The sequence below is a fragment of the Nocardioides sp. JCM 18999 genome (assembly GCF_055391175.1).
In genome coordinates, this window is record NZ_AP043887.1 from 1,305,936 (window position 1) to 1,325,812 (window position 19,877).

Below are 19,877 nucleotides of genomic sequence, written 5' to 3' on the forward strand. Positions count from 1 at the left end.
ACCTAGGAAGGCGTGCCGATGCGCGTGCTCGGGATCGACCCCGGCCTGACCCGCTGTGGCGCGGGCGTGGTCGAGGGTTCCGTCGGGCGCCCGCTGCGTCTGGTCGACGTCTCGGTCATCCGTACGACGGCCTCGCTCCCGGTCTGGGAGCGGCTGGTGCAGCTGGAGCAGGGCATCGAGGCCCGGCTCGACGAGTACCGTCCCGACGCGGTCGCGATCGAACGGGTCTTCGCCCGCTCCGACGTCTCCACCATCATGGGCACCGCCCAGGCCAGCGGGCTCGCGATGGTCTGCGCGGCCCGGCGCGGGATCCCGGTGGCACTGCACACGCCGTCGGAGGTCAAGGCAGCCGTCTCCGGCAACGGTCGCGCCGACAAGGCGCAGGTCGGCGCCATGGTCGTGCGGATCCTCCGGCTCGACGCGATGCCCAAGCCCGCCGACGCCGCTGACGCACTGGCCCTGGCCATCACCCACATCTGGCGCGGAGGCGCTCAGGCTCGGTTGGACGCGGCCCTGGCCGCCGTACCCTCGAAAGACAGGATCCCCCGATGATCGCCCACGTCCGCGGCACGGTCGCCGCCGTGACCCTCTCCAGCGCCGTCCTCGAGGTCGGGGGAGTCGGCCTGGAGCTGCTCTGCACCCCGTCGACGCTCGCCGGCCTCCGATCCGGCTCCGAGGCGCTGCTGCCGACCTCGCTCGTCGTGCGGGAGGACTCGTTGACGCTCTTCGGGTTCGCCGACGAGGACGAGAAGGCGACCTTCGAGCTCGTCCAGACCGCCTCGGGGGTGGGGCCGAAGGTCGCGCAGGCGATCGTCGCGGTGCTCAGCCCGGACACGCTCCGACTCGCGATCTCCACCGACGACGTCAAGACACTGACCAAGGTCCCCGGGATCGGGCAGAAGGGTGCCCAGCGGATCATCCTCGAGCTCAAGGACCGGATCGGCGCGCCGACCGGTGCGGCCTCCGCAACCCGACCCCAGGGCGCTGCGCCGTGGCGCGCCCAGGTCGGCGAGGCGCTCGTCGGGTTGGGGTACAACGCCAAGGACGCCGACCGTGCGGTCGAGGCCGTGCCCGAGCCGACCGGCGAGGTCAACGTCAGCCTGCTGCTCAAGTCCGCGCTCCAGATCCTGTCCAAGGCCTGACCCGAGATGCCCTTCCACGAGGACGAGCTCGACGCCGCCGAGGAGCTGCACCTGCAGCGGATCGTGACCGCTGAGGCCGAAGGCGACGAGCGTGCGGTCGAGGCCGCTCTCCGACCGCGATCCCTCGACGAGGTCGTCGGTCAGGTCCGTGTCCGTGAGCAGCTCGGGTTGGTGCTCGAGGCTGCGCGCCAACGGGGGAGGACCCCCGACCACGTGCTGCTCTCCGGCCCGCCGGGGCTGGGCAAGACCACTCTCGCCATGATCATCGCCGCCGAGATGACGGTGCCGCTGCGGCTCACGAGCGGCCCCGCGATCACCCACGCCGGCGATCTCGCCTCCATCCTGTCCGGCCTCAACGAGGGCGACGTCCTCTTCGTCGACGAGATCCACCGGATGTCGCGACCCGCCGAGGAGATGCTCTACATGGCGATGGAGGACTTCCGCGTCGACGTCATCATCGGCAAGGGGCCGGGAGCGACCAGCATCCCGTTGGAGATCCCGCCGTTCACCCTCGTCGGTGCGACCACCCGTGCGGGGCTGCTGCCCGGTCCGCTGCGCGACCGCTTCGGGTTCACCGGCCACCTCGAGTACTACGACCCCGCTGATCTCGACCTGATCGTCCGTCGATCGGCCGGGCTGCTCGACGTCACGCTCACCGATGGGGGAGCCGCCCAGATCGCCTCGCGGTCGCGGGGCACCCCACGGATCGCGAACCGGCTGCTGCGCCGGGTCCGCGACTACGCCCAGGTCCGCGCCGACGGCGTCGTGACCGAGCCGATCGCAGCCGCTGCGCTCGATCTCTACGAGGTCGACCCGCTGGGGTTGGACCGGCTGGACCGTGCCGTGCTCGACGTCCTGTGCCGTCGTTTCGGGGGCGGTCCGGTCGGGCTGTCCACGCTCGCCGTCGCGGTCGGCGAGGAGCGCGAGACCGTGGAAGAGGTCGCCGAACCGTTCCTCGTCCGCAACGGTTTCCTCGCTCGGACACCACGCGGGCGGATCGCCACTCCGGCCGCCTGGGGGCATCTCGGGCTCGCTGCGCCGGTGGTCGCCTACGGCTCCGACGGGACCCTGTTCGAGGAGTAGTTCGAGGAGTGCCGGGTGAAGTTCCGGTGACGATGCGTGCCATGGCAGGCTGAATCACCGGATCGTGTGTGCCGCATGGCTACACTGACCCGTCGACCCTTCCGGGTCCCTGTCGCATGTCCCCTGTTGGAAAGTTCTCCTCATGGCTGAGTTGTTGCCGCTTCTCCTGATTGCGGTCGTCTTCTGGTTCCTCCTGATCCGTCCGCAGCGTCGCCGTCAGGTCGAGCAGCAGAAGACCCAGCGTGAGGCTCAGGCCGGCTCCCGGGTGATGCTCACCTCCGGGATCCTCGGCACGGTGGTGGAGAACTCCGACGACCACACTCGTGTGGAGATCGCTGACGGCGTCGTGGTCGAGATCGCCCGGGCGGCGATCGGTCACGTGCTGCCCGAGGACGAGCCGGCGGCTGACGACGACGTGGACGCGATCGAGGCGGCGGAGCCGCAGGACGCGACTGACACTGACGAGCCCGGCGCTGCCGAGGCTCCCAAGGAGAACTGACACACCATGGCACGCAAGTCCCAGCCAGGACGCACCCTGGTGGTGTTCTTCCTGGCCTTGGCGATCGCCTACGGCCTCGTGGCCATCGGCGGCAAATGGAAGCCCGAACTCGGCCTGGACCTCCAGGGCGGCACCCGGATCACCCTGGTTGCCAAGGGCAACCCGTCGCAGGAGGACCTCGAAGAGGCCCGCAGCATCATCGACAACCGGGTCAACGGCTCCGGTGTCTCCGAAGGGGAGGTGACGACGCAGGGCAACCAGTTCATCGTCGTCGAGATCCCCGGCGCCAACCGCCGCGAGCTCGTCGACACCGTGGCCCGCCAGGCCCAGCTCCGCTTCCGCTTCGTGGCGTGTGACTCGTCGTCCAGTGCCACCTGTGGCACGGGCTCCTCCGCGGTCGCCCCGTCCGACGGCACCGGTGGCATCACGGCTCCGGGCACCGCCCAGCGCGCACCGCTCGGCTACGGCGTGAAGCAGGCCGACGCCACCCCCAGCCCGACCGCCAGCGCCTCGCCGTCGGTCACCGCGGCCAGCCCGACGGGCTCGCCGACGGCCTCCGCGTCCGGTGCCCCGGCCGAGGACAAGAGCGTCTTCGACGCGGCCGTGGAGTTCATGAACAACCCGCCGGCGGAGTGGACCGACAAGTACAACGCGTTCACCTGCCCGGCCACGACCGGCGACATCAACGACGATCCCGCCCAGCCGCTGATCACCTGCGACCCCACGGGCCAGATCAAGTACCTGCTCAGCCCGACGATCATCCAGGGCACCGAGCTCTCTGACGCCGGCTTCGCGATCCCGCAGAACCAGGCGAACTACGTCGTCACGCTCGACTTCAACAAGGACGGCCGGGTCACCTTCGCCGATGCGACCGGCGCGATCTCGCAGACCGGTCAGCAGTTCGCGATCGTCCTCGACGGTGTCGTTCTCTCGGCACCGACCGCCTCGGAGCGGATCAGCGGAAGCGCCCAGATCTCGGGCGACTTCACGATGGAGGAGGCCAAGAGCCTCGCCACCAGCCTCAAGTACGGCTCCCTGCCGATCGCGTTCGAGAAGGACGTCTCGGTCGAGGTCGTCGGTCCGACCCTCGCCGGCAACCAGCTCAGCGCGGGCCTGATCGCCGGTGCGATCGGCCTGTTCCTGGTGATGCTCTACTGCCTGATCTACTACCGCGGTCTCGGCATCGTCGTGCTGGCGTCGCTGCTGGTCGCGGCGGCCTGGACCTACGCGCTGGTGCTGCTGCTCAGCAAGACGGCCGGCTTCACGCTGACCCTGCCCGGTATCGCGGGTCTGATCATCGCGGTCGGTATCACTGCCGACTCGTTCATCATCTTCTTCGAGCGCATCCGCGACGAGATGCGCGACGGCAAGTCGATGCGGGTCGCGGTCGAGTCCGGCTGGGTCCGTGCCCGCCAGACCCGAGTGGCGGCCAACGTGGTCTCGCTGTTGAGCGCTGCGGTGCTCTACATCTTTGCCACCGGTGTCGTGAAGGGCTTCGGTTTCGCTCTGGGTCTGTCGACCCTGATCGACCTCGCCGTGCTCTTCTGGTTCACCAAGCCGATGGTGAGCTTCCTCGCCCGGTACAAGTTCTTCAACGGCGGCGGCGCGATGTCGGGGCTGAGCGTGCACGCGCTCGGTGTCGACCCGCGTGAGGTCCGTCGTGCGGCCCGTGTCGGAGGCAAGGCCTGATGTTCAACTTCTCCAAGCTCGGCCACGACCTCTACACCGGTGAGAAGTCGTTCGACTTCATCGGCAAGCGAGCGCTCTGGTACTCCATCTCCGGCGCCATCGTGCTCGGTGCGCTGCTGATCGTCGTCTTCAAGGGACTCACCTTCGGTGTCGAGTTCACCGGCGGTACCCAGTACCAGCTCAGCGGCCTGACCTCGAGCCAGGCCACCCAGGAGACCGTCGACACCCTCCGCGACACGATCGCTGAAGCCGGCATCGAGGGTGCCGAGGAGCCGACCGTGGCCACCTCGGGCCGCGACGGCATCACGATCGAGGTCGAGGAGCTGTCCCAGGCGGGCAGCACCAAGATGCTCGCCCTGATCACCTCCACCGTCGGGATCCCGGCCGACCAGGTCTCGCAGGACGAGATCGGCGCCAGCTGGGGCCAGGCCGTCGCGCAGCGCGCGATCCTCGGCGTGATCATCTTCCTGGTGCTGTCGATGCTCTTCATCGGCATCTACTTCCGCGAGTGGAAGATGTCCGCGGCAGCCTTCGTCGCGCTCTTCCACGACGTGGTCATCACGATGGGCGTCTACTCGCTGTCCGGTTTCCGGGTCACCCCGGCCGCCGTGACCGGTCTGCTCGCGATCCTCGGCTTCTCCCTCTACGACACGGTCGTGGTCTTCGACAAGATCCGGGAGAACACCAAGAACCCGCGGACGCCGTACGCTCCGGCGGCGAACCTGGCCGTCAACCAGACCCTGGTGCGCTCGATCAACACGTCGATCGTCGCCCTCATCCCGATCGGCGCGATCCTCTTCACCAGCTCGATCCTGCTGGGCTCGAGCTCGCTCAAGGACCTCGCGCTGGCGCAGTTCGTCGGTATGGCCGCGGGTGTCTTCTCCTCGGTCTGGGTGGCCCCGCGCATCCTGGTCCACCTCAAGTCGACCGAGGACGAGGTCAAGCTGGCCGAGCGCCGGGCGAAGGCTCGCGAGCGCCACGCCGCCGACAAGTACGCCTCGGTGCCGTCGTTCAGCGAGTCGATGGCCGTGGAGGACCCGGAGGGCTACGACTTCGACGAGGAGACCGGCGAGCTGGTCGAGCGTCCCAGCACCGGAGCCGGCACGGCGCCTGACACCCGTCCGATGGGCAAGGGCCGGATCGCGCCCGAGGCGCACGGACCGGTCGAGGACTCCGGTGCGGCTGGGCGTCCTCAGCCGAGCCGCAAGCCGCGTTCGCAGCGCGGCAAGAAGTAGGCAGGGCCGTTCCGGTGACCATCGATCTGGCGACGTACCTGCTGGACGTGCCGGACTACCCGACGCCGGGTGTCGTCTTCAAGGACATCTCGCCGCTGCTCACCGACGCGAGTGCGTTCGGTGCAGCGGTGAGCGGCCTGGCGGCGGCGGGTCTGGACGCCGGCGGTCGCACGACGGTGACCAAGGTCGTCGGCACCGAGGCGCGCGGGTTCATCTTCGCCGCCCCGGTCGCCCTCGAGCTCGGCGTCGGTTTCGTCCCTGCCCGCAAGGCCGGGAAGCTGCCGCGCGAGGTCGTGGGGGAGTCCTACGACCTCGAGTACGGCCAGGCGACGTTGGAGATCCACGCCGACGCGATCGTGCCGGGCGACCGGGTGCTGCTGATCGACGACGTGCTCGCGACCGGCGGCACGCTGGCCGCGACCCGGCGGTTGATCGAGCGCTCCGGCGGCACCGTCGCCGGTGTCGCGGTGCTGATCGAGCTGGCGTTCCTGCCCGGTCGGGCGGCCCTTCCATCGCTGCCCGTCACCTCGCTGGTCACCGTAGACTGACGGAATGACCGAGGATCGCAGCGTCGCACCAGCACGACGGAGCGCTGTCCCGGTCAGCGGGGAGCCCACTCCTTCGCCCGCCCCGGCGCCGGGCGGCGGTGTCACCTCCGGGCGCAGCATGCGGGCCCGACTGGCTCGGATGGGTCAGCGCAGCGGGGCCGCGAACCCGGTCCTGGAGCCGTTGTTCCGCGCCGTTCGGACCAACCACCCGAAGGCCGACCTGGCGCTGCTCGAGCGCGCCTACGTGACCGCCGAGCGGCTCCACCGCGGGCAGATGCGCAAGAGCGGCGACCCGTACATCACCCACCCGCTCGCCGTCACCACGATCCTCGCCGAGCTGGGCATGACCGAAGCGACCCTGGTCGCCGCGCTGCTGCACGACACGGTCGAGGACACGCCGTACACGCTCGAGCAGCTGAAGAAGGAGTTCGGCGCCGAGGTCGCCCAGCTCGTCGACGGCGTCACCAAGCTGGACAAGGTCCAGTACGGCGACTCCGCGCAGTCGGAGACCATCCGCAAGATGATCGTGGCGATGTCGCGCGACATCCGGGTCCTCGTGATCAAGCTCGCCGACCGGCTGCACAACCTGCGCACCCTGCGCTACGTCCCGCTCAAGAGCCAGGAGCGGACGGCCAACGAGACGCTCGACATCTACGCGCCGCTGGCCCATCGGCTCGGCATGAACACGATCAAGTGGGAGATGGAGGACCTCGCCTTCGCGACCCTGCACCCCAAGATCTACGACGAGATCGTGCGCCTGGTCGCCGTCCGCGCACCCTCGCGCGACCAGTTCCTCGCGCAGGTGATCAGCCAGGTCCAGGAGGACCTGAAGGAGTCGAAGATCAAGGCGACCGTCACCGGGCGCCCGAAGCACTACTACTCGATCTACCAGAAGATGATCGTGGGCGGTAAGGACTTCGCCGACATCTACGACCTGGTCGGGATCCGGATCCTGGTCGACTCCGACCGGGACTGCTACTCGGTCCTCGGTGTGCTGCACTCGCGCTGGAACCCGGTCCTCGGCCGGTTCAAGGACTACGTCGCGATGCCGAAGTTCAACCTCTACCAGTCGCTGCACACCACGGTGATCGGGCCGGCCGGCAAGCCGGTCGAGATGCAGATCCGGACCTTCGCGATGCACCGTCGCGCTGAGTACGGTGTCGCCGCGCACTGGAAGTACAAGGAGGACGGGCGAGCCGGGGTCGACACCGACCGCCCGCTCGGCCCCGAGGCCGGCGGCCAGGACATGAGCTGGGTCCGGACCCTGCTCGACTGGCAGTCCGAGGTCGAGGACCCGGGCGAGTTCCTGGAGTCGCTCCGCTTCGAGATGAACCGGACCGAGGTCTACGTCTTCACGCCCAAGGGCGACGTGATCGCACTGCCCGCCGACGCCACCCCGGTCGACTTCGCCTACGCGGTCCACACCGAGGTCGGGCACCACACCATCGGGGCGCGGGTCAACGGTCGTCTCGTGCCGCTCGAGTCGACGCTGACGAACGGCGACACGGTCGAGGTCTTCACCTCGAAGTCGCCGACCGCCGGTCCGTCCCACGACTGGCTCAGCTTCGTGAAGTCGAGTCGTGCCCGCTCGAAGATCAAGGCCTGGTTCACCCGTGAGCGCCGCGACGAGGCGATCGAGAAGGGCCAGGAGCAGATCGCCAAGATGATGCGCAAGGAAGGGCTCCCGCTCAAGCGGCTGCTCTCCCACGAGTCGCTGACCCTGGCGGCGAAGCACTTCAACGTGGCCGACGTCGAAGCGTTGTACGCCGCGGTCGGCGAGCACAACATCTCCGCGCAGGCGGTCGTGCGCCGGGTGGTCGACGAGCACGGTGGCAGCGACGCGGCGCAGGAGGACCTGGCCGAGGCCGTCACCCTGACCCGGCGCTCCAGCCGCGGTCAGGCCACCACGTCGACCGACGTCGGCGTCCTGGTCAAGGGGCAGCCCGACGTCTGGGCCAAGCTCGCCAAGTGCTGCACCCCGGTTCCGGGTGACGAGATCATCGGCTTCGTCACCAAGGCCGGCGGGGTCTCGGTCCACCGGGAGAACTGCACGAACGCCGACTCGCTCCACACCCACCCTGAGCGGATGATCGACGTCGAGTGGTCCCAGAGCGCCACCGCGGTCTTCCTGGTCAACATCCAGGTCGAGGCCCTCGACCGCTCCCGGCTGCTCTCCGACATCACGATGGCCCTCTCGGACAGCCACGTGAACATCCTTTCGGCCAACCTCTCGACCAACCGCGACCGCGTCGCCAAGAGCCGTTTCACCTTCGAGATGGCCGACGCCAAGCACCTCGACCAGGTCCTGAAGTCGGTCCGCTCCGTCCCCGGCGTCTTCGACGCCTACCGAGTGACGTCGTAGTCCCCTCCGCCGAATTGAGGGTTCGGGGCGCCGACTTGAGGTTTCCGACCGCCGACTTGAGGGTTATTGGCCCCGAGTTGAGGGTTACCAACGCCGGGACGAGTACGTCGACGCCAGCGCTTGCCGAAGTTCGCCCAGCCACCGGTCCATCCCACGGCCGGAGAAGTCGCCTACCTTGATCACGATGACGATCCAGCCGTTCGCGACGAGCCACGCGCGTCGCTCGGCATCGTGCTGGAGCTGCTCTGGTGTGCTGTGACCTTCGCGGCCGTCGTACTCGATGGCGATTCGTCGCTTCTCGTAGGCGAAGTCGAGTCGGTAGGTCGGGACGCCGTCGATCTCGATCCAGAATTGCAGCGTTGGTGCCGGAAGGCCGGCGTCGAGGATGGCCAAGTAAGTCCATCCCTCGCGTGGTGATTCCAGGCCCTGGACGAGTTTAGTCAGGAGATCGCGCAGTTGTACGACGCCCCGGCGACCGCGGAATCTCAGGCTGGTCTCGACCAGCGACCTGAGTTCGATGCCACAGCTGTCGACCAGCGCGCACATCGCAGCGAACGCCTCGCGCCGGCGGAGATGACAGCCCAGGTCGAGGGTCGTCCGGAGTGGCGATGTCACTGAAAGGCCGCCGATGTCGACGACATCATCAGGACTGAGGTCACGGGTGCGACCGCGAGTCAGGGGCCGCTCGGTCGGGCGATGACCGGGGAGTGCACAGGTTTCGATCGGTGGGACGGTCTGAAGTTCGCCGTAGGCGAAGGATCCGACCCCGTGCAGCCAGGCCGCCGTCCGATCGACCACAACGTGATGTTGCGTGACCACCAGAGACAGGGCGTAGGCGCGCATGGTGAGCGTGTCACCCAGATGATCAGGGATGTAGAGCCCTCGAGTCGGGCGCTTGACGGTGCCGGCGGCGATCCATGCCCGCAGCTGGGCGTCGGAGATCGCGAACCTGGCGAGATCGGAGCGCGTGAAGGGAACATCAGGAACCGGGGAGAGAACGATGGCGACCATGGGCCGACGTTGCATCTGAACACGACGCGGTCGTTCCTGGGATCGCCCCAGCTGTGGACAAACCTCTCAGGCACCACAGTCTGGGACGGAACGTGGCTCAACTCGGCTGCACCAACCCTCAACTCGGCGGTTGGAACCCTCAAGTCGGCGGTTGGAACCCTCAAGTCGCGGGTGGGGATAGCCTCGGAGCATGACGTTCGATCCGAACTCGGACATCTCGGGCGGCCGGGTGAGTCGCCGGGGGAGGAGCGCGGGGATCGGGCTCGGCCTGGGCGGTGGTGGGCTGGCCCTGATCGTCGTGCTGATCGCCGCGCTCACGGGCGTCGATCCGTCGGCGCTGCTCGGCGCGTCGGGAGGTGACCCGGCCGGCGATCCGAGCGAGACCGCGCTGAGCTGCTCGGCACAGCAGGCCAACGACGACATCGACTGTCGGGTGCAGGCCTCGGCCGCGTCGCTGAAGGTCTACTGGGCGAGCCAGGTGAAGGGCGCCACGGACCCGCAGATCATCATCTTCGACGGCGCTACCTCGACCGGGTGCGGGAGCGCAACGTCCGCCGTCGGGCCGTTCTACTGCCCGGCCGACCAGCAGATCTACCTCGACACCTCGTTCTGGGACGTCCTGCGCGACCAGTTCGGTGCCACGGCGGGGCCGCTCGCGCAGGTCTACGTCGTCGGGCACGAGTGGGGCCACCACATCCAGGCGATCACCGGCCAGACGAAGGGCCTCGACCTGCGCGCGACCGGCCGTGCCTCGGACTCGGTCCGGCTCGAGCTCCAGGCCGACTGCTACGCGGGCGCGTGGATCGGAGCCGCCTCACGCGGCCAGGACCGGATCCTGGAGCCGCCGACGAAGGCGGAGATCGCCGACGCGCTGAACGCCGCGGCCGCGGTCGGTGACGACAGCATCCAGGAGCGCACGCAGGGTCAGGCGAACCCCGAGACCTGGACGCACGGGTCCAGCGCGGCGCGCCAGCAGTGGTTCGAGACCGGCTTCGACGAGGGGCCGCGGGCGTGTGACACGTTCTCGGTCAGCGCCCGACAGCTCGGCACCTGATCCGGGGCGGGCAGGTCAGGAGAAGTCTTCGGAAGCCTTCTTGGCCATGTCGAGGAAGGCGCGGCGACCGTCGAGGTTCTCCTGCAGCGTCGCGACCTTCTTGGCATCCCCGGCGGCCTCGGCCTTGGCGATGTCGGCCTCGATCTTCGCGATCGCGTCCTCGAGCTTGGTGATCATGTCGTCGGCGCGAGCCGACTTCTCCGGGTCGGACTTGCGCCACTGCTCGTCCTCGCCGGCCTTGATCGCCTGCTCGACCTTGCGCATCCGGCCCTCGAGCTCCTTGATCCGAGCCCGGGGCACCTTGCCGGCCGCGTCCCAGCGGTCGGCGAGGTCGCGGAACGCGGCCTTGGCCGCGGCCAGGTCGGTCACCGGCAGCAGCGCCTCGGCCTCGACCAGGATGACTTCCTTGACCTCGGCGTTGGCGGCGAACTCCGCGTCGATCTGAGCGTTCGTCTCGTCACGCGCGCCGAAGAAGGCGTCCTGGGCGGCGCGGAAGCGCTTCCACAGCGCGTCGTCGATCTCCTTGGGCGCCGGGCCGGCGGCCTTCCAGCGCGCCATCAGGTCGCGGTAGCGCCCAGCGGTGACGCCCCAGTCGTCCGACGCCGAGAGCGCCTCGGCCTCGACGACCAGCTTCTCCTTGATCGCCTGCGCACCCGCCCGCTTCTCGTTGAGCTCGGCGAAGTGCGCCTTGCGGCGCCGGGTGTACGTCGTCCGCGCGGTGGAGAAGCGCTTCCAGAGCGCCTCGTCGCTGCCGCGGTCGAGCCGGGGGAGCACCTTCCATGCCTCGAGCAGGTCGCGGAGCCGGTTGGCGCCGTTGCGCCAGTCGGTGCCGACGGCCAGGGTCTCGGCCTCGGTCACGATCGCGTCCTTGGCGACGCGGGTCTCCTCGGCGCGTGCCGAACGCTCGGCCTTGCGGGCCTCGCGCTGGGCGGCGAGCACGGGGGCGAGCGCGTCCAGCTTGGCGTTCAGGGCGGCCAGGTCGCCGACCGCACGAGCGTCGGTGACGCGCCCCCGGACGATCTTGACCGCCTCGGCGGCTTCGTCCGGCGTGACCTTCCCGGCGTTCACCCGCAGCACGAGCTGCTCCACCTCGAAGGCGAGCTGGTCGTACTTGTCGGTGAAGAACGCAAGTGCTTCCTCGGCGCTCCCGTCGAGGAACTGTCCGACAGCGCGCTCCCCGTCAGCGGTGCGCACGTACACATTGCGGTCCTCGTCGACGCGACCCCAGGGGGTGTTGTCAGGCTCAGGCGTGGTCACGGCCCACATCCTATGCATGCCTGACGTTTCCTGGGTCGATGCTGGCCGATGCAGTGCGCCGGTCTGTTCCTCGCTAGGCTTCCGGGGTGCTGATCGCCGGTTTCCCTGCAGGTGCGTGGGGCACCAACTGCTACGTGGCCGCGACCGGCCCGGGGACCGAGTGCGTCATCATCGATCCGGGCCAGGATGCAGCGTCCGGCATCGCCGACCTGGTCCGCGAGCACCGGCTCAAGCCGGTCGCGATCATGCTCACCCACGGCCACATCGACCACATGTTCTCCGTCGCCCCCGTCGCCGGGACGTACGACGCCACCGCGTGGATCCACCCGGGGGACCGACACCTCCTGGCCGACCCGATGGCCGGGGTCAGCCCGCAGAGCGCTCGGATGCTGCTCGGCGGGGACTACACCTTCGCCGAACCCGACGACGTCGCGGAGCTCACCGACGGTCAGCGCCTCGAGATCGCGGGCCTGACGTTCACCGTCGACCACGCGCCGGGCCACACCGCCGGCTCGGTCGCCTTCCGGACGCCGTGGACCGACCCGGCCGACATCTCCGAGGTGATGTTCTCCGGGGACCTGCTCTTCGCCGGTTCCATCGGCCGCACCGACCTCCCGGGCGGGGACCACGCCCAGATGCTGACCAGCCTGCGCACCAAGGTGCTCCCGCTCGCCGACGACATCGTGGTGCTCCCCGGCCACGGCGAGCAGACGTCCATCGGCTGCGAACGCGCCACCAACCCCTTCCTCCAGGACCTGTGACAGGACCGACATGCCCAAGCCCACGCCGCTCTCCGGCTTCCCTGAGTTCCTGCCCGCCGACCGCATCGTCGAGCAGCAGGTCCTCGCCACCCTGGCCAGCACCTTCGAGCTGCACGGCTTCGCCAACCTCGAGACCCGCGCGGTCGAACCGATGGACCAGCTGCTCGCCAAGGGCGAGACCTCCAAGGAGGTCTACGTCCTCAAGCGGCTCCAGGACGAGGGGGCCGGCGACGCCGGGATGGGCCTGCACTTCGACCTGACCGTCCCGTTCGCCCGGTTCGTGCTGGAGAACTCCGGCAAGCTCGAGTTCCCGTTCCGGCGCTACCAGATCCAGAAGGTCTGGCGCGGCGAGCGCCCGCAGGCGGGCCGGTTCCGGGAGTTCACCCAGGCCGACATCGACGTCGTCGGCCGCGACACCCTCGGCTTCCACCACGACGTCGAGGTCGCCCGGGTGATGGCCGAGGCGCTGGGCAAGCTCACCTTCCTGCCCGGCTTCCGGATCCAGGTCAACAACCGCAAGCTGATCCAGGGCTTCTACGCCGGCCTCGGCGCCGCGGACCCGACCAAGGTGATGCAGGTCGTCGACAAGCTCGACAAGGTTCCGGCCGAGAAGATCGCCGAGCTGCTGCAGACGGATGCTGGACTCACCGCCGACCAGGCCGAGCAGACCCTCGCCCTGGCCCAGATCACGACCGACGACACCAGCTTCGTCGCGGCGGTCGAGGCGCTCGGCGTCACCCACCCGCTGCTGACCGAGGGCCTCACCGAGCTGGCCGCCGTGATCGAGGGCTGCGCCGCGATCACCGACGACCGGGTCCGGGTCGTGGCCGACCTCTCGATCGCCCGCGGCCTGGACTACTACACCGGCACCGTCTTCGAGACCCGCCTCGACGGGTACGAGGGCCTCGGCTCGATCTGCTCCGGCGGACGGTACGACGCCCTGGCCAGTGACGGTCGCAGCACCTACCCCGGCGTCGGCATCTCGTTCGGCGTCAGCCGCACCCTGGTCCCCCTGATCGGGGACGGTGCCGTGACGGCGAACCGGAGCGTGCCCAGCGCTGTCCTGGTCGCTCTCACCGACGAGGAGTCGCGTCCTCAGGCTGATCGACTGGCAGCCCAGCTGCGAAGCCGTGGGATCGCGACCGAGATCGCCCCCAAGGCCGACAAGTTCGGCCGCCAGATCCGCTTCGCCGAGAAGCGCGGCATCCCGTTCGTCCTCTTCGTGACCGAGAATGGTCCGGAGATCAAGGACATCCGCAGCGGGGACCAGACCCCGATGGACCCCGAGACCTGGGCGCCTCCGAGCGAGGACCTCCGCCCCACCATCACTGCAGCCAGCACCGCAGCCACCACCGCAGCACAGGAGACAACGAAGTGATCCGCACCCATGACGCCGGCACCCTGCGAGCCGACCACGTCGGCCAGACCGTCACCCTCGCCGGGTGGGTCGGCCGTCGCCGCGACCACGGTGGTGTGGCCTTCATCGACCTGCGCGACGCCAGTGGCATCGTCCAGGTCGTCATCCGCGACGAGGCCGTCGCGCACCCGCTGCGCAACGAGTTCGTGCTCAAGGTGACCGGTGAGGTCGTCGCGCGCACCGAGGGCAACATCAACCCGAACCTCGCCACCGGTGAGATCGAGATCGTGGCCCACGACGTCGAGGTGCTCAACACCGCTGCCGCGCTCCCGTTCCAGATCGATGACCACGTGGAGGTCGGCGAGGAGGCGCGCCTCAAGTACCGCTACCTCGACCTGCGCCGCTCCGGCCCGGCCGCCGCGATCCGGCTGCGCTCCGACGTCTACGCCGCCCTGCGCGGGGTCCTGACCGGTCGCGGCTTCACCGAGGTCGAGACCCCCACCCTGACCCGCTCCACCCCCGAGGGTGCCCGTGACTTCCTGGTCCCGGCGCGGCTCTCGCCCGGTAGCTGGTACGCGCTGCCGCAGAGCCCCCAGCTGTTCAAGCAGCTCCTCATGGTCGGCGGCATCGAGAAGTACTTCCAGATCGCACGCTGCTACCGCGACGAGGACTTCCGCGCCGACCGGCAGCCGGAGTTCACCCAGCTCGACATCGAGATGAGCTTCGTCGACCAGGACGACGTCATCGAGATGATGGAGGACGTCCTCTCCGCGATGTGGCGCACCATCGGCGTCGAGATCGCCACCCCGATCCGTCGGATGACCTACGCCGACGCGATGCGTCTCTACGGTTCGGACAAGCCCGACCTCCGCTTCGGCCTGGAGCTGATCGAGGCGACCGACTACTTCAAGGAGACCCCGTTCCGGGTCTTCCAGTCCGAGTACGTCGGCGCCGTCCTGATGCCGGGTGGCGCCAGCCAGCCGCGCAAGCAGCTCGACGCCTGGCAGGACTGGGCCAAGCAGCGCGGTGCCCGCGGTCTGGCCTACGTGCTGTTCAACGAGGACGGCACCCTGGGCGGCCCGGTCGCCAAGAACCTCTCCGAGGCCGAGCAGGCCGGTCTGGCCGAGCTGGTCGGCGCGAAGGCGGGGGACTGCGCGTTCTTCGCCGCCGGTGCGACCAAGGCCAGCCGGGCGCTGCTCGGTGCGGCCCGCCTCGAGATCGGCAAGCGCCTCGGTCACCTCGACCCCGAGCGGTTCGAGTTCGTCTGGGTCGTCGACGCTCCCATGTTCGAGCCGGCCAGCGACGCCGTCGCCTCCGGTGACGTCGCCGTCGGCGCGGGTGCCTGGACCGCGGTCCACCACGCGTTCACCGGTCCGAAGCCGGAGTTCGCCGAGACCTTCGACTCCGACCCGGGCTCGGCCCTGGCCTACGCCTACGACATCGTCTGCAACGGCTCCGAGCTCGGCGGCGGATCGATCCGTATCCACCGTGAGGAGATGCAGAAGCGCGTCTTCAACGTGATGGGGATCAGTGACGACGAGGCCGACGAGAAGTTCGGCTTCCTGCTCGACGCCTTCAAGTTCGGCGCCCCGCCGCACGGCGGCATCGCGCTCGGTCTCGACCGCGTCGTGGCCCACCTGGCCAAGGTGGACTCGATCCGCGACGTGATCGCCTTCCCGAAGTCCGGTGGCGGGTTCGACCCGCTCACCGAGGCGCCTGCGCCGATCACCGTCGAGCAGCGCAAGGAGGCCGGCGTCGACGCCAAGCCGAAGCAGGTCGACGACCCCGCCTGAGCAGCATCGTGACCGACTCGTGACCCTACGGCCCCGTCTTGATCCAATCGTTACTCCCGATTGATCGGTCGGGGTCGTTTGGTCACTTAGGGTCACACTTGTGACAACCACCGAGGCACTTCCGCCTGCCCAAGCCGCACCGGCGACCGCGGTCGCCAGCAAGTCGCCCAATCAGCTTGCCTTGGCGCGCTTCCGGGAAGACCGACGTTCGATGGTCTCCTTCTGGGTGATCGTCGGGTTCGTCGTGCTGGCGATCACGGCGCCGATCGTGCTCAAGCTGGGCATCATCGACCCGTACTCGTTCCACCAGGACCTGCTGGGCGAGGACACGCTTCCCCAGGGCGCCTTCAGTGGTGCCTCGTGGCAGCACCCGCTCGGCATCGAGCCGGGTTCGGGCCGCGACATGCTGTCCCGGGTGTGGCTCGGCCTGTCGATCTCGGTCACGATCGCGCTGATCTCCAGCCTGCTCTCCGTCTTCGTCGGCACCCTGCTCGGCATCATCGCCGGCATGCGGGGCGGGTGGCTCGACGGCCTCATCGGCCGTTCCTGCGACCTGGTGCTGTCCTTCCCGCAGCAGCTGATGCTGCTGGCGCTCTCGGGTCTGGCCCTGGCGTTCATCCAGGAGACGATCGGCATCTCGAACAAGCCGTTCGCCGCCGCGCTCTACGTCACCGTGGTGATGGCCGTCTTCGGCTGGCCGGGCCTGTGCCGGCTCGTCCGTGCCCAGGTGCTCTCGACCCGGCAGCGCGAGTTCGTCGACGCCGCGGTCGTGCTCGGTGCCTCGCGGCGCCGGATCTACCTCAAGGAGATCCTGCCGAACCTGTGGACCCTGCTGCTGATCCAGTTCACGCTGATCCTGCCGCTGTACATCTCCACCGAGGCGGCGCTGTCCTACATGGGCGTCAGCGTCCCGCCGCCCACGCCGACCCTGGGCAACGTCCTCTACGACACGCTCAACTACGCGCAGATCGTGCCCTTCTACTTCCTGCTCCCGGGCGTCACGATCGCCACGCTCGTCGTCTGCTTCAACCTGCTGGGTGACGGCCTGCGCGATGCGCTCGACCCGAAGTCCAACCGCTGATCCAGCGCCCCCACAGTCTCTGGTGACAGTGGGTCACCAGTCAGTGCCGCCGTCCTCGGCGCGTCACACATCCAAGGAGAAGTAATGGCCAACAACACGAAGCGGTTCCTCGCGGGCACCGCTGCGGCCGCTCTCGCGTTCTCGCTCGCCGCTTGCGGTGGCAGCGATGACTCCGACAGCGGAAGCTCGTCCGGCGAGGCGTCCAAGGGCGGCAGCCTCACTTACTACATCACCGCTCCGCTGAGCCACACCGACCCCCAGCGTCTCTACGTTGGTCGCGACCTGGTCAACTTCCGTCGCACGGTGTACCGCACGCTGGTGTCCTTCCCGATGTCCGACGACCCGGCCGTTGCGAACACCCCGGTCTCCGACCTGGCGACCGACACCGGTACCGCCACCGACAGCGGCAAGACCTGGGCGTTCACGCTCAAGGACGGCATCAAGTGGCAGGACGGGTCCGACATCACGTGTGAGGACTTCAAGTACGGCGCCTCCCGTGTGTTCGCGACCGACGTGATCACCGGTGGCCCGAACTACCTGCTCAGCTACCTCGACGTCCCGAAGGACCCGGCCACCGGCCTGCCGTCCTACACCGGTCCGTACCAGTCGACCCCCGAGGGCCAGGCGGCCTTCGACAAGGCGATCACCTGCGACGGCAAGACGATCACCTACCACTTCAACAAGCCGTGGCCGGACTTCCCGCTCGCGGTCGCGTCCCTCGAGATGATGGACCCGTACAAGAAGGACCAGGACAAGGGCGACCTGTCCAACTACTCGATCTTCTCCAACGGTCCCTACATGATCGACGGTGGCACCACCGCGTGGGACAAGGACAAGGGCGCCACGTTCGTTCGCAACACGAACTACGACGCGAAGACCGACAGCCAGGACCTCCGCAAGGCCCTGCCGGACAAGATCACGTTCGACATCGGCAAGACCCCGGAGAACATCTACGACCTGATCATCGCCGACTCGGGTGAGGCGCAGGGCGCCGTCACCGGGTCCCGGATCCCCCCGGCGTACCTGCCGCAGGTCACCGACAAGACGCGTTACTCCAACGTCGACTCGCCGTACACGGACTACCTGGTCCCGAACACCAAGCGCCTCTCGCTCGAGATCCGCAAGGCCCTGGCCGCTGCGACCAACAAGAAGGCCTGGATCACCGCCGGTGGCGGCGACAAGTTCTACGTCCCGGCCGACTCGATCGTGAACACCGCGGTCACCGGTTACGAGCCGAACCCGGCGTTCAAGGACATCCCGCTCGAGGGCGACATCGAGGGCGCGAAGAAGATCCTGACCGACGCCGGCGTGAAGATGCCGTACCCGATCAAGTTCACCTTCGACGGTTCCACCGACACCGCTGCCAAGCAGGCCGCGGCGCTGAAGGACACCTGGGACAAGGCCGGCTTCAAGGTCACCCTGGACCCGCTGACGGACACGTACTACGACGTCATCCAGAAGCCGAACAACACGTCCGACATCACGTGGGCCGGTTGGGGTGCTGACTGGCCGTCCGCCATCACGGTGACGCCGCCGCTGTTCGACTCCCGCCCGAACCTGACCAAGAACTCCACCGGTCAGGACTACGGACAGTACGACAGCGACGCGTTCAACGCGCTCGTCGACGAGGCCGCCAACGCCTCCGACCTCGACGCTCAGACCGAGGCCCTGAAGAAGGCCGACGTCCAGCTGGGTGAGGACGTCGCGTACATCCCGCTCGAGCAGTCGCTGTTCAACTGGGCCTGGGGCTCCAAGGTCGCGAACTTCACGACCAACGCTGCCTCCAACGGCTTCCCGGACCTGGGTGCCATCGGTATCAAGAAGTGACCTCTTGACACCCGAGTAACACAGCAAGTATTCCGGGGGTGAGGCGCTGCCTCACCCCCGGATACCTGCGCACAGCACGACCGCACCACCTGCCGTACCACCTGAAACACCTGCCGGATCGAGGGAAAATTGTTCGCCTACGTCGTACGACGAATCTTCGTCGGGATCATCATGCTGTTGGTGATGAGTCTCGTGACGTTCATCCTCTTCTTCGCCTCTCCGGTGGACCCCGCCCGCTACGCGGCCGGCAAGAACCCGTCGCCCGAGCTGCTCGCCCAGGCGCGTCTCTCGCTCGGTTACCCCGAGAAGGGCCAGGGTTTCGTCGACGACATCATCCTGGACCCGATCCGGGTCTGGGGGGACTTCGTCAAGGGCATCGTCGTCGGTCGTGACTACCCCGCCGACGACGCGTTCCGCGAGGCCCACCCCGAGCAGGCGGTGCACTGTGCCGCCCCGTGCTTCGGGTACTCCAAGATCAACAACAAGACGGTCAACCAGGAGATATCCGACGGCCTGCCGGTCACGCTGTCGCTCTCCCTGGCCGCCATCATCTTCTGGATGATCGGAGGACTCGGGATCGGCATCATCGCCGCGCTGAGGAAGGGCACCTTGCTCGACCGCGGCATCGTCGGCGTCGCGCTGGTGATCTACGCCTTCCCCGTCTTCTTCACCGGGACGTTCCTGCTCAGGTTCGTGTCGATCAAGTGGGGACTGTGGCCCACACCCAGCTTCGTGCCGTTCACGGAGAACCCAGCCGACTGGGCCGTCAGCATCGTGCTGCCCGGCCTGACCCTGGCCGGCCTCCTGATGGCCGCCTACGTCCGGGTCACCCGATCCTTCGTGATCGAGTCCCTGGGTGAGGACTACGTCCGCACCGCCCGGGCCAAGGGCCTCAAGGGTCGCCCGATCATCTTCAAGCACGCGCTCCGCGCCGCGCTCACCCCGCTGGTCACGATGGCGGGTCTCGACCTCGCCGCCCTGCTCACCGGCGCGATCATCACCGAGTCGGTCTTCAACTACAACGGCCTCGGCAAGCTGTCGCTCGGCGCTGCCCAGGCGTTCGACCTGCCGACCCTGATCGGGATGGTGGTCTTCTCCGGCATGGTCTTCATCATCGCCAACCTGATCGTCGACATCCTCTACTCGTTCATCGACCCGCGCGTGCGGGTGAACTGACC

At 68.5% G+C, this 19,877-nt stretch carries 17 protein-coding genes; 15 read left to right on the forward strand and 2 right to left on the reverse strand.

Features of this window, described 5'->3' with window-relative positions; translation table 11 throughout:
- The first annotated feature begins 18 nt into the window (after window positions 1-18).
- From ruvC to ACZ5J1_RS06340, 8 genes are all read left to right on the forward strand, one after another.
- On the forward strand, window positions 19-552 hold the full coding sequence (gene ruvC, locus ACZ5J1_RS06305) for a crossover junction endodeoxyribonuclease RuvC (protein WP_464564722.1): 534 nt from the start codon (window positions 19-21) through the stop codon (window positions 550-552).
- Complete coding sequence (ruvA, locus tag ACZ5J1_RS06310) at window positions 549-1,142, forward strand: Holliday junction branch migration protein RuvA (protein WP_464563571.1); 594 nt, start codon at window positions 549-551, stop codon at window positions 1,140-1,142. The genes ruvC and ruvA overlap by 4 nt, the downstream gene beginning before the upstream one ends.
- 6 nt (window positions 1,143-1,148) lie before the next feature.
- Window positions 1,149-2,225 carry a Holliday junction branch migration DNA helicase RuvB gene (gene ruvB / locus ACZ5J1_RS06315; protein ID WP_464563572.1) on the forward strand — a complete coding sequence of 359 codons (1,077 nt, stop codon included), beginning with the start codon at window positions 1,149-1,151 and terminating at the stop codon, window positions 2,223-2,225.
- A gap of 142 nt (window positions 2,226-2,367) precedes the next feature.
- Window positions 2,368-2,724 carry a preprotein translocase subunit YajC gene (gene yajC, locus ACZ5J1_RS06320; RefSeq protein WP_464563573.1) on the forward strand — a complete coding sequence of 119 codons (357 nt, stop codon included), beginning with the start codon at window positions 2,368-2,370 and terminating at the stop codon, window positions 2,722-2,724.
- A gap of 6 nt (window positions 2,725-2,730) precedes the next feature.
- The gene (secD, locus tag ACZ5J1_RS06325) at window positions 2,731-4,413 is read left to right on the forward strand and encodes a protein translocase subunit SecD (protein WP_464563574.1); all 1,683 of its coding nucleotides are present in this window, start codon (window positions 2,731-2,733) and stop codon (window positions 4,411-4,413) included.
- Window positions 4,413-5,648 carry a protein translocase subunit SecF gene (secF, locus tag ACZ5J1_RS06330; protein WP_464563576.1) on the forward strand — a complete coding sequence of 412 codons (1,236 nt, stop codon included), beginning with the start codon at window positions 4,413-4,415 and terminating at the stop codon, window positions 5,646-5,648. The genes secD and secF overlap by 1 nt, the downstream gene beginning before the upstream one ends.
- A gap of 14 nt (window positions 5,649-5,662) precedes the next feature.
- Window positions 5,663-6,196: an adenine phosphoribosyltransferase gene (locus ACZ5J1_RS06335; protein ID WP_464563577.1), complete on the forward strand. Its 534-nt coding sequence runs from the start codon at window positions 5,663-5,665 to the stop codon at window positions 6,194-6,196.
- Between the two features lie 4 nt (window positions 6,197-6,200).
- A complete protein-coding gene (locus ACZ5J1_RS06340) occupies window positions 6,201-8,558 on the forward strand; it encodes a RelA/SpoT family protein (protein ID WP_464563579.1) in 2,358 nt (785 codons plus the stop codon).
- A gap of 84 nt (window positions 8,559-8,642) precedes the next feature.
- Here ACZ5J1_RS06340 and ACZ5J1_RS06345 read toward each other — a convergent pair whose 3' ends face one another.
- A complete protein-coding gene (locus ACZ5J1_RS06345; protein ID WP_464563581.1) occupies window positions 8,643-9,569 on the reverse strand; it encodes a DUF559 domain-containing protein in 927 nt (308 codons plus the stop codon).
- 190 nt (window positions 9,570-9,759) lie between these two features.
- On the opposite strand from ACZ5J1_RS06345, the gene ypfJ reads away from it, so the two are divergent.
- Complete coding sequence (gene ypfJ, locus ACZ5J1_RS06350; protein WP_464563583.1) at window positions 9,760-10,623, forward strand: KPN_02809 family neutral zinc metallopeptidase; 864 nt, start codon at window positions 9,760-9,762, stop codon at window positions 10,621-10,623.
- A gap of 15 nt (window positions 10,624-10,638) precedes the next feature.
- Here the strand turns inward: ypfJ and ACZ5J1_RS06355 are convergent, their stop codons facing one another.
- Complete coding sequence (locus tag ACZ5J1_RS06355) at window positions 10,639-11,889, reverse strand: DUF349 domain-containing protein (protein WP_464564724.1); 1,251 nt, start codon at window positions 11,887-11,889, stop codon at window positions 10,639-10,641.
- A 77-nt stretch (window positions 11,890-11,966) separates the two neighbouring features.
- On the opposite strand from ACZ5J1_RS06355, the gene ACZ5J1_RS06360 reads away from it, so the two are divergent.
- The 6 genes from ACZ5J1_RS06360 to ACZ5J1_RS06385 all read left to right on the forward strand — a co-directional run bounded on the left by ACZ5J1_RS06360 (window position 11,967) and on the right by ACZ5J1_RS06385 (window position 19,875).
- Entirely contained in the window at window positions 11,967-12,641 is a 675-nt protein-coding gene (locus ACZ5J1_RS06360; protein WP_464563585.1) for an MBL fold metallo-hydrolase, read from the forward strand.
- A gap of 10 nt (window positions 12,642-12,651) precedes the next feature.
- A complete protein-coding gene (gene hisS / locus ACZ5J1_RS06365; protein WP_464563587.1) occupies window positions 12,652-14,019 on the forward strand; it encodes a histidine--tRNA ligase in 1,368 nt (455 codons plus the stop codon).
- The gene (aspS, locus tag ACZ5J1_RS06370) at window positions 14,016-15,791 is read left to right on the forward strand and encodes an aspartate--tRNA ligase (RefSeq protein WP_464563589.1); all 1,776 of its coding nucleotides are present in this window, start codon (window positions 14,016-14,018) and stop codon (window positions 15,789-15,791) included. The genes hisS and aspS overlap by 4 nt, the downstream gene beginning before the upstream one ends.
- Before the next feature lie 211 nt (window positions 15,792-16,002).
- The gene (locus ACZ5J1_RS06375; protein ID WP_464563590.1) at window positions 16,003-16,872 is read left to right on the forward strand and encodes an ABC transporter permease; all 870 of its coding nucleotides are present in this window, start codon (window positions 16,003-16,005) and stop codon (window positions 16,870-16,872) included.
- 84 nt (window positions 16,873-16,956) lie between these two features.
- Window positions 16,957-18,699 (forward strand): ABC transporter substrate-binding protein, encoded by a 1,743-nt coding sequence (locus ACZ5J1_RS06380; RefSeq protein WP_464563592.1) that lies wholly within the window; start codon window positions 16,957-16,959, stop codon window positions 18,697-18,699.
- A gap of 183 nt (window positions 18,700-18,882) precedes the next feature.
- On the forward strand, window positions 18,883-19,875 hold the full coding sequence (locus ACZ5J1_RS06385; protein ID WP_464563594.1) for an ABC transporter permease: 993 nt from the start codon (window positions 18,883-18,885) through the stop codon (window positions 19,873-19,875).
- Window positions 19,876-19,877: the final 2 nt, after the last annotated feature.

Excerpts from the sequence above, each read along its gene's own strand:
- ruvB (WP_464563572.1), top strand. The coding sequence starts at position 1,149 with ATGCCCTTCCACGAGGACGAGCTCGACGCCGCCGAGGAGCTGCACCTG.
- ACZ5J1_RS06345 (WP_464563581.1), bottom strand. The coding sequence starts at position 9,569 with ATGGTCGCCATCGTTCTCTCCCCGGTTCCTGATGTTCCCTTCACGCGC.
- ACZ5J1_RS06375 (WP_464563590.1), top strand. The coding sequence starts at position 16,003 with ATGGTCTCCTTCTGGGTGATCGTCGGGTTCGTCGTGCTGGCGATCACG.
- ACZ5J1_RS06385 (WP_464563594.1), top strand. The coding sequence starts at position 18,883 with ATGAGTCTCGTGACGTTCATCCTCTTCTTCGCCTCTCCGGTGGACCCC.
- secD (WP_464563574.1), top strand. The coding sequence starts at position 2,731 with ATGGCACGCAAGTCCCAGCCAGGACGCACCCTGGTGGTGTTCTTCCTG.
- secF (WP_464563576.1), top strand. The coding sequence starts at position 4,413 with ATGTTCAACTTCTCCAAGCTCGGCCACGACCTCTACACCGGTGAGAAG.
- ACZ5J1_RS06380 (WP_464563592.1), top strand. The coding sequence starts at position 16,957 with ATGGCCAACAACACGAAGCGGTTCCTCGCGGGCACCGCTGCGGCCGCT.
- ypfJ (WP_464563583.1), top strand. The coding sequence starts at position 9,760 with ATGACGTTCGATCCGAACTCGGACATCTCGGGCGGCCGGGTGAGTCGC.
- ACZ5J1_RS06340 (WP_464563579.1), top strand. The coding sequence starts at position 6,201 with ATGACCGAGGATCGCAGCGTCGCACCAGCACGACGGAGCGCTGTCCCG.
- yajC (WP_464563573.1), top strand. The coding sequence starts at position 2,368 with ATGGCTGAGTTGTTGCCGCTTCTCCTGATTGCGGTCGTCTTCTGGTTC.
- hisS (WP_464563587.1), top strand. The coding sequence starts at position 12,652 with ATGCCCAAGCCCACGCCGCTCTCCGGCTTCCCTGAGTTCCTGCCCGCC.
- ruvA (WP_464563571.1), top strand. The coding sequence starts at position 549 with ATGATCGCCCACGTCCGCGGCACGGTCGCCGCCGTGACCCTCTCCAGC.
- ruvC (WP_464564722.1), top strand. The coding sequence starts at position 19 with ATGCGCGTGCTCGGGATCGACCCCGGCCTGACCCGCTGTGGCGCGGGC.
- ACZ5J1_RS06355 (WP_464564724.1), bottom strand. The coding sequence starts at position 11,889 with ATGTGGGCCGTGACCACGCCTGAGCCTGACAACACCCCCTGGGGTCGC.